Origin of the sequence: Herbaspirillum sp. B65 (assembly GCF_000333555.1) — a bacterium.
Classification (GTDB): domain Bacteria; phylum Pseudomonadota; class Gammaproteobacteria; order Burkholderiales; family Burkholderiaceae_D; genus Herbaspirillum; species Herbaspirillum rubrisubalbicans.
The window spans coordinates 1-7,416 of sequence record NZ_BADI01001058.1 but is presented as its reverse complement, the minus strand read 5'-3'; the positions used below and the strand labels follow the sequence as shown (position 1 = coordinate 7,416).

Below are 7,416 nucleotides of genomic sequence, written 5' to 3'. Positions count from 1 at the left end.
CATTGATGCTGACCTGGTTCACCCCGGGCAGGTTGATTTCCACCGGATCCTCGGCGGTGGCGATATTGACGCCCGGCTGGTTGAGTCGCTGCAGGCAGGCATACAGCGAGACGGTCTTGCCCGAGCCGGTCGGCCCGGTCATCAGTACCAGCCCGTGCGGCTTGGTGATGGCGTGCAGCAGGGCTTGCTGCTGGGCCGGTTCATTGTCGCTGGCAGCCATGCGCGCCAGTAGCGAGGCCTGGAATTGCTCCAGCCCTTCGCGCTGCGGCGATGTTGGCGCTGCCGGAGAATGCAGCGCATCAATGAGGAAATCCTTGGGGTGTGACATACCAGCCTCATGAAACGGTTAAAAAAGTCCATGCGATCCAGCCCGAGCGGGCGACCGAGCGACGCCGCAGCCCGATGGCGGGCCGCAGGCAGATGACAAGACCATTGAGGGGAGTTGCCGGAACCATGCCGGGCGAACGTCTGTGCGTCCTGTCATCCGGTCAGGTGGGCAATGCTGGTACTGGGTTCGATTTTACCCAGAAAAGTCCGAGGTTTTTCCACGCAGCAAATGCAATGCACGGCCCGGCACAAGAAAATGATGGGAAAACGCGACGAAACGGGAACTTGATATAGATCAAATCCCGCAAGACGGGAAAAAGCGGGGAGGATGCGGCGTCTCCGTACCCAACGGAGGCGCCGCCGATGCGACCATTGAGGCTGCGATTGCGCAGGCTTGCCGAACCTTCAGCCAGAGATCAGATGGCGACCATCTCGAAGTCTTCCTTGCGGGCGCCGCATTCCGGGCAGGTCCAGTTGATGGGCACGTCGTCCCAACGGGTGCCTGGGGCGATGCCTTCGTCGGGCAGGCCTGCTTCTTCGTCGTAGATCCAACCACAGATCAGGCACATCCAGGTTTTGAATTCGGTTTGGCTGCTATTCGTCACGGCTGACTATCCCTAAAATCAATCAAGTAAAATGCTAAGTCAGCTATCTTAATCTACTCGACGTGCAAAACCAAACTCCTCCCCTCATCCTTACCTTCGGCGCTGCCGATCCGGTCGGCGCCACGGGCGTGCAGGCCGATCTTGCCACTTTCGCCGCCATGGGCTGCCACGGCTTGTCGGTGGTGACCGCGCTGCTGATCGGCGACACTGCCCGCGTCGAAGACGTGCAGGTGGTCGAGGTGGACTGGGTCGCCGACCAGGCGCGCGTGATCCTGGAAGACATGGCCGTGTCGGCCTTCAAGGTCGGTGCCTTGGGCAGCATCGAGAATATCTCGGTGATCGCCGAGATCGTCTCCGACTATCCCGACGTGCCCCTGATCCTGGACCCGTTCATCAGCGCCCTGGCCAACCAGGAAGATGAAGACGACCGCTTGATCGCCATCCGCGAACTGCTCATTCCGCAAGCCACCGTACTGGTGTGCTCGGCGGGCGAACTGACCCGGCTGGCCGAGACCTGGCGCGAGCCGGCACTGGGCGACACGCTGATGCTGGACGCCATGCGCATCATCGAGCTGGGCTGTGAATACCTGCTGGTGACCAACACCCAGACCGATCTGCAGGAAGTGGCCAATTCGCTCTTCGACGAATCCGGCCTGGTGCGCCAGGACGCCTGGCCGCGCCTGCCGGGCTCCTTCGTGGGCGCCGGCACGACGCTCTCGGCAGCCATGGCAGCCATGCTGGCCAATGACCTGGAGGCGCCGCTGGCGGCTTCCGAGGCCCAGGAATTCACCCTGGCGGCGCTGGCCAATGCCCAGCGCATCGGCATGGGCAAACTGCTGCCCGACCGCTATTTCTGGGCGCGCGAATCCGAAGATCCGGACGCGCCGCCTTCCCTCAATTGATTCACTGATACTGGGTTCACTCCTTCGCAAGCTCATGACCAAGACCAATGCTTCGCTCTTCGCCCGCGCCCAACAAAGCACGCCGGGCGGTGTCAATTCCCCGGTGCGCGCCTTCCGTTCGGTAGGCGGCACGCCGCGCTTCATCGAACGCGCCGAAGGCCCCTGGTTCTGGGATGCCGAAGGCAAGCGCTACATCGACTACATCGGCTCCTGGGGCCCGGCCATCGTCGGCCACGCCCATCCTGAGGTGGTCAAGGCGGTGCAGCAGGCGGCCGCGCGCGGCCTGTCCTTCGGTGCGCCGACCGAGGCCGAGATCGAGATGGCCGAGGAAATCATCAAGCTGGTGCCCTCCATCGAGCAGATCCGCCTGGTCTCCTCCGGCACCGAAGCCACCATGAGCGCGCTGCGCCTGGCCCGTGGCGCTACCGGCCGCGACAAGATCATCAAGTTCGAAGGCTGCTACCACGGCCACGCCGACTCCCTGCTGGTGAAGGCCGGCAGCGGCTTGCTGACCTTCGGCAATCCGACCTCGGCCGGGGTGCCGGAAGATTTTGCCAAGCACACGCTGGTGCTGGACTACAACAATGCCCAGCAGCTGGAAGACGCCTTCAAGACTGCCGGCCACGAGATCGCCTGCGTGATCGTGGAACCGGTGGCCGGCAACATGAACCTGGTGCGCGCCTCGGACGAATTCCTGCGCACCATGCGTCGCCTGTGTACCGAATACGGCGCCATCCTGATCTTCGACGAAGTGATGTCGGGCTTCCGCGTGGCCCGTGGCGGTGCCCAGGAATTGAACGGCATCGTCCCCGACCTGACCGCGCTGGGCAAGGTGATCGGCGGCGGCCTGCCGGTGGCCGCCTTCGGTGGCCGCGCCGAGGTGATGAAGCATCTGGCGCCGCTGGGCGGGGTCTACCAGGCTGGCACGCTGTCCGGCAATCCGGTGACCGTGGCCGCTGGCATGGCGACGCTGAAGATCATCCAGCAACCCGAGTTCTACGCCAACCTGACGGCCCAGACCCGCAAGCTGGCCGATGGCCTCACCGCTGCGGCCAAGGCGGCTGGCGTGACCTTCACCGCCGATGCGATTGGCGGCATGTTCGGGCTGTATTTCGATGCCAAGGTGCCGACCAGCTATGCCGAGGTGATGCAGGGCGACAAGGAGCGCTTCAATCGCTTCTTCCACAAGATGCTGGAGGCCGGCGTGTACTTTGCACCTTCCGCCTTCGAGGCCGGTTTCGTGTCGGCCCAGCACAGCGACGCCATCATCGAGGAAACCATCGCAGCCGCTGCCAAAGCCTTCACTGAATTGGCTTGAGGCTGGCCAGGGCATTTCCGGGGGCGCCAAGCCCCTCGCCGGAAATGCCCGCTGGACGGCGGGTAGCGACCGATATGAAGTTTCAGGACATGAAAAAAGGACGCCGCGGCGTCCTTTTTCTTCATCTCCCCGCCAGCCAGCGCCAATCGGGGAGTCTGGCGGTGCTTACACCGAGAACGAGGAACCGCAACCGCAAGTGGTCGTGGCGTTCGGGTTCTTGATGACGAATTGCGCACCTTCCAGGTCGTCCTTGTAGTCGATCTCGGCGCCTACCAGGTACTGGTAGCTCATCGAGTCGATCAACAGCTGGACGCCGTTCTTGCTCATGGTGGTGTCGTCTTCGTTGACGATTTCATCGAAGGTGAAACCGTACTGGAAACCCGAGCAACCACCACCCTGCACGAACACGCGCAGTTTCAGGTCGGGATTGCCTTCTTCCTCGATCAGCTGGGCCACCTTGGCGGCTGCGCTGTCGCTGAAGTTGATCGGGGCGGGCATGTCGGTTTGTTGCAGTTCGGCTACGGCATTCATTTCGGACTCCTGCTGGGCTTGAGGCGGATCAATACATTAGATCGATTCAGCCATTATAAGCGCTTGCGCATTTTCATGCTTCCGACGATGCCGCCAGTTTCAACAGCGGCGTCTCCATCTGCTGGTCATGGCTGAGCTTGCCCGACACCAGGGCGCCGCCATGCATCTCCAGCGCCTTGTAGAAGACATTGCCGGTAATGCGAGCCTTGGGTTGCAGTTCCAGCAGTTCGCTGGAGTGGACGTCGCCGATGATCTCGCCATTGACGATCAGGTGCGCCGCGCGGATCTCACCGACTACCTTGGCGTGCTCGGAAATGACCAGCACGCTGGGCTGGCCGGCCTCGGCATTGATGTTGCCGGTGATGGCGCCGTCGATGCGCAGGCCGCCCTTGAAACCGACATCGCCCGTGATGTTGGTGGACATGCCGATCAGGCTGTCGATCGTGCTTTTGGTCTTGCGTGTAAACATGGGATCACCTCACAGATCTAACGATTGCTGGGCACGTACCTGGCCGCGGTCGAGAACACGAACCGCCACCGACTTGACGGTGGCACCCTCGGGGATAGTCAGCAAGCCTTCTACCCGCTGGTAATACTTGAATGCGAGCCGGTAGCGCGCCTGGTCGGCGGCATTGCTTTCAGGGAAGTTGATGGTAACACCTTTGCCGCCCTGCACAATATTGACACTAAGCTGTAGGTTTCCTGCAAATTGTTGCGTTCCCCCACCACCTTGCATCACCAGCACGCGATAACGCAGCTGGTTGGGCGCGGCCTGTTCGGCCTTGAAGCGCTGGATGGTGATGCCCGGCGCACCCAGGTTGGTCGGCAGGAGGCTGTCGAAGAAGGCCAGGTCTTCCTTCTGGCGGTTGTTTTCCGCCTCCAGGTTCTTGACCTGGCCAGCCAGCGTGGCCTGGGCCGTCTGGGCGATCTTCAGTTCATTTTGCGACGCGTTGGAGGCAGATTGCAAGCGCTCGTTTTCAGCGGTGAGCTTCTTGACCTGCTCGCTCAACTGCTCGATCTGCTCGCTGGCATCACCGGCATCGCCCTGCAGGCCCGGCAAATTGTTGCGGCCGAGCTGGTAGGTCCAGACCGCCGCCGCCGCGCCCACGGCCACCACCGCTGCCCACAGCAGGATCAGCAGCGGCAGCGGGAGATGGCGCTTGATGGTCATCTTCGGCGCAGAAATGCTCATGCGCCGACGCCATAAGCGGTACTTCACGGCAGGACCGGGACCTGTTGCAGGCCGCTGGTTTCTTCCAGACCGAACATCAGGTTCATGCATTGCACGGCCTGGCCGGAGGCGCCCTTGACCAGGTTGTCCTGGACCACCAGCACCACCACCGTGTCGCCGTTGTCGGGACGATGCACGGCCAGGCGCAGCATGTTGGAGGCGCGCGTGGTGCGGGTTTCAGGGTGCGAACCGAAGGGCAGTACGTCGACGAAGGGCTCATCCTTGTAAGCCTCTTCGAACAGGGCTTGCAGGGCAGCGTTGTCGATGTCGCGGGTCAGGCGTGCGTACAACGTGGAATGCATACCGCGGATCATCGGCACCAGGTGCGGGGTGAACAGCAGGCCGACCTTGTCGCTGGTCAGGTGCGACAGGCGCTCGATGGTTTCGGGCGAGTGACGGTGACCGGAGACGCCATAGGCCTTGAAGTTGTCGGAAGCTTCCGAGAACAGCAGGCTCAGTTCAGCCTTGCGGCCGGCACCGGAGACACCCGACTTGCAGTCGGCGATCAAGTGCGAGGCATCGATCACGCCAGCCTTCAAGAGCGGGGCAAAGCCCAGTTGCATGGTGGTCGGATAGCAGCCCGGATTGCCCACCACGCGCGCCTTGCGGATGGCTTCACGGTTCAGTTCGGGCAGGCCGTAGGCAGCCTCCTTCAACAGCTCGGTGCAGCTGTGCGGCAGCTTGTACCACTTCTCGAAGGCCGCCACGTCCTGCATCCGAAAGTCGGCGGCCAGGTCGATCACCTTCACGCCAGCGGCCACCAATTCCGGCGCCTGGGCCATGGCCACGCCGTGCGGGGTGGCGAAGAAGACCACGTCGCAATCGTTCAGTTGAGCCTTGTCGGGCGAGGAAAACGCCACGTCCACGCGGCCACGCAGGGAAGGATACATCTCGGCCACCGGCATCCCGTCTTCCTTGCGCGAGGTCACCGCCTGCACCCGGGCTTGCGGGTGGGTGGCGAAAATACGCAGCAATTCGACGCCGGTGTAACCGGTTCCGCCAACGATACCTACCTTGATCATGTCTGGTCCTTGCGAAAAAAGGCGAAGAAATGCGCCGGGGCACCGTAGCGCCTGACGCGCGTGCGATACACGCTGGAAAGCTTTCAATTCTAGCAGGAGAATATTTCCCGCTGATTTCTGGGCGGATAGTTATTCCCGAAATAGCCGGAATTATCGACACACTACGAGACGTCCCGCAAGCGCGAACCCATCCCCTGCCCCAGCGGACAGGTCTGCACCCAAAAAAGCAAAAAGCCGCCGGCACGTATGCCGACGGCTTTCGGTAATGCAAGAAACGATTAACGCTTCGAGAATTGCTTTGCGCGACGTGCCTTGCGCAGGCCAACCTTCTTACGTTCGACTTCACGCGCGTCACGGGTGACGAAGCCTGCGTTGGACAGAGCCGACTTCAGGCCTGCATCGTAGTCGATCAGAGCACGGGTGATGCCGTGGCGCACAGCGCCGGCCTGGCCGGATTCGCCGCCACCGTGGACGTTCACCTTGATGTCGAAACGTTCGACGTTGCCGGTCAGTTCCAGCGGCTGACGGATCACCATCAGGCCGGTTTCGCGGGAGAAGTATTCAGCGGCGGGCTTGCCATTGACGATGATGTTGCCCGAACCTGCCTTGATGAAAACACGCGCCACTGCACTCTTGCGACGGCCGGTTCCGTAATTGTAGTTACCGATCATGTCTGTTCCTTAGAGGGCGAGGGGTTTCGGTTGCTGGGCCGAGTGCGGATGGTTGCCATCTGCATAGACCTTCAGCTTCTTGATCATGGCGTAGCCCAGCGGACCCTTGGGCAACATGCCCTTGACGGCCTTCTCCAGCGCACGGCCGGGGAAACGCTGTTGCATCTTCAGGAAGTTGGTTTCGTAGATGCCGCCCGGATAACCGCTGTGGCGGAAATAGGTCTTTTCAGTGGCCTTGGTGCCGGTCACGCGCAGCTTGCCTGCGTTGACGACGACGATGAAGTCACCGGTGTCGACGTGCGGAGTGAATTCGGGTTTGTGCTTGCCGCGCAGTCGGAGTGCCACTTCGCTGGCAACACGTCCGAGGACCAAGTCCGTCGCGTCAATCACGAACCACTCGCGCTGAACCTCATGGGCTTTAGCGGAAAAGGTCTTCATGTTTGACTTTCTCTATCAATGTATAAACGCTCAACGTGGCGGTTCCGTTCATGCGGGGCAGCCTGTATGGCCAGCCACCCTGGGTGCTTCGCTTCGCGGACTCATCCTTTTATCTTCCCGAGCGCATGGGAAAGCCGGCAAGTATAGCCTTTTCAAGGACTTAGCGTCAAAAGGTTTCGGGGGATTTGTGGTGCCGATCCGGCATGTTGGCGGCATTTGCACCGCATTTCGTTGCCATAAAAACAACTTATCGCCGGTAGCGCGAAAAAAATGGACAAAAAAAACCCGGACACTGGGTTCCGGGTTTAATCCACACCATTGAGGAGGGTGGAGGAGACATCGTTACGTGCTGCACAGGGGCTGCAAAAACT

Annotated in this window: 10 protein-coding genes and 1 pseudogene; 3 read left to right on the top strand and 8 right to left on the bottom strand. The window is 61.4% G+C overall.

Features of this window, described 5'->3' with window-relative positions; all coding sequences use genetic code 11:
* A pseudogene (locus tag I5W_RS34075) lies at positions 1 to 181 on the bottom strand (ATPase, T2SS/T4P/T4SS family); the annotation flags it as partial.
* 562 nt (positions 182 to 743) lie between these two features.
* Entirely contained in the window at positions 744 to 896 is a 153-nt protein-coding gene (locus I5W_RS24945) for a rubredoxin (RefSeq protein WP_034311797.1), read from the bottom strand.
* A gap of 98 nt (positions 897 to 994) precedes the next feature.
* On the opposite strand from I5W_RS24945, the gene thiD reads away from it, so the two are divergent.
* Together thiD and hemL are read left to right on the top strand one after the other, a co-directional pair.
* Complete coding sequence (gene thiD / locus I5W_RS24940) at positions 995 to 1,834, top strand: bifunctional hydroxymethylpyrimidine kinase/phosphomethylpyrimidine kinase (protein ID WP_017452419.1); 840 nt, start codon at positions 995 to 997, stop codon at positions 1,832 to 1,834.
* Between the two features lie 34 nt (positions 1,835 to 1,868).
* Complete coding sequence (gene hemL, locus I5W_RS24935) at positions 1,869 to 3,152, top strand: glutamate-1-semialdehyde 2,1-aminomutase (RefSeq protein ID WP_017455123.1); 1,284 nt, start codon at positions 1,869 to 1,871, stop codon at positions 3,150 to 3,152.
* Between the two features lie 165 nt (positions 3,153 to 3,317).
* Here hemL and erpA read toward each other — a convergent pair whose 3' ends face one another.
* From erpA to rplM, 6 genes are all read right to left on the bottom strand, one after another.
* On the bottom strand, positions 3,318 to 3,683 hold the full coding sequence (gene erpA / locus I5W_RS24930) for an iron-sulfur cluster insertion protein ErpA (protein WP_008331898.1): 366 nt from the start codon (positions 3,681 to 3,683) through the stop codon (positions 3,318 to 3,320).
* A 73-nt stretch (positions 3,684 to 3,756) separates the two neighbouring features.
* A complete protein-coding gene (locus I5W_RS24925) occupies positions 3,757 to 4,152 on the bottom strand; it encodes a bactofilin family protein (RefSeq protein WP_044531277.1) in 396 nt (131 codons plus the stop codon).
* 9 nt (positions 4,153 to 4,161) lie between these two features.
* A complete protein-coding gene (locus tag I5W_RS24920) occupies positions 4,162 to 4,875 on the bottom strand; it encodes a DUF6776 family protein (RefSeq protein WP_044531276.1) in 714 nt (237 codons plus the stop codon).
* Between the two features lie 23 nt (positions 4,876 to 4,898).
* On the bottom strand, positions 4,899 to 5,936 hold the full coding sequence (gene argC, locus I5W_RS24915; RefSeq protein WP_017452423.1) for an N-acetyl-gamma-glutamyl-phosphate reductase: 1,038 nt from the start codon (positions 5,934 to 5,936) through the stop codon (positions 4,899 to 4,901).
* A 278-nt stretch (positions 5,937 to 6,214) separates the two neighbouring features.
* Positions 6,215 to 6,607: a 30S ribosomal protein S9 gene (gene rpsI, locus I5W_RS24910; RefSeq protein WP_006461968.1), complete on the bottom strand. Its 393-nt coding sequence runs from the start codon at positions 6,605 to 6,607 to the stop codon at positions 6,215 to 6,217.
* 9 nt (positions 6,608 to 6,616) lie between these two features.
* A complete protein-coding gene (gene rplM / locus I5W_RS24905) occupies positions 6,617 to 7,045 on the bottom strand; it encodes a 50S ribosomal protein L13 (protein ID WP_006461967.1) in 429 nt (142 codons plus the stop codon).
* Between rplM and I5W_RS32230 the strand changes: the two genes are divergently transcribed.
* Positions 7,044 to 7,367: a hypothetical protein gene (locus I5W_RS32230; RefSeq protein WP_159106150.1), complete on the top strand. Its 324-nt coding sequence runs from the start codon at positions 7,044 to 7,046 to the stop codon at positions 7,365 to 7,367. The genes rplM and I5W_RS32230 overlap by 2 nt on opposite strands.
* Positions 7,368 to 7,416: the final 49 nt, after the last annotated feature.

Coding starts and splice junctions, on each gene's coding strand:
- I5W_RS24945 (WP_034311797.1), bottom strand. CDS start 896: ATGTGCCTGATCTGTGGTTGGATCTACGACGAAGAAGCAGGCCTGCCC.
- hemL (WP_017455123.1), top strand. CDS start 1,869: ATGACCAAGACCAATGCTTCGCTCTTCGCCCGCGCCCAACAAAGCACG.
- erpA (WP_008331898.1), bottom strand. CDS start 3,683: ATGAATGCCGTAGCCGAACTGCAACAAACCGACATGCCCGCCCCGATC.
- I5W_RS24925 (WP_044531277.1), bottom strand. CDS start 4,152: ATGTTTACACGCAAGACCAAAAGCACGATCGACAGCCTGATCGGCATG.
- I5W_RS24920 (WP_044531276.1), bottom strand. CDS start 4,875: ATGAGCATTTCTGCGCCGAAGATGACCATCAAGCGCCATCTCCCGCTG.
- argC (WP_017452423.1), bottom strand. CDS start 5,936: ATGATCAAGGTAGGTATCGTTGGCGGAACCGGTTACACCGGCGTCGAA.
- rpsI (WP_006461968.1), bottom strand. CDS start 6,607: ATGATCGGTAACTACAATTACGGAACCGGCCGTCGCAAGAGTGCAGTG.
- I5W_RS32230 (WP_159106150.1), top strand. CDS start 7,044: ATGTTTGACTTTCTCTATCAATGTATAAACGCTCAACGTGGCGGTTCC.
- rplM (WP_006461967.1), bottom strand. CDS start 7,045: ATGAAGACCTTTTCCGCTAAAGCCCATGAGGTTCAGCGCGAGTGGTTC.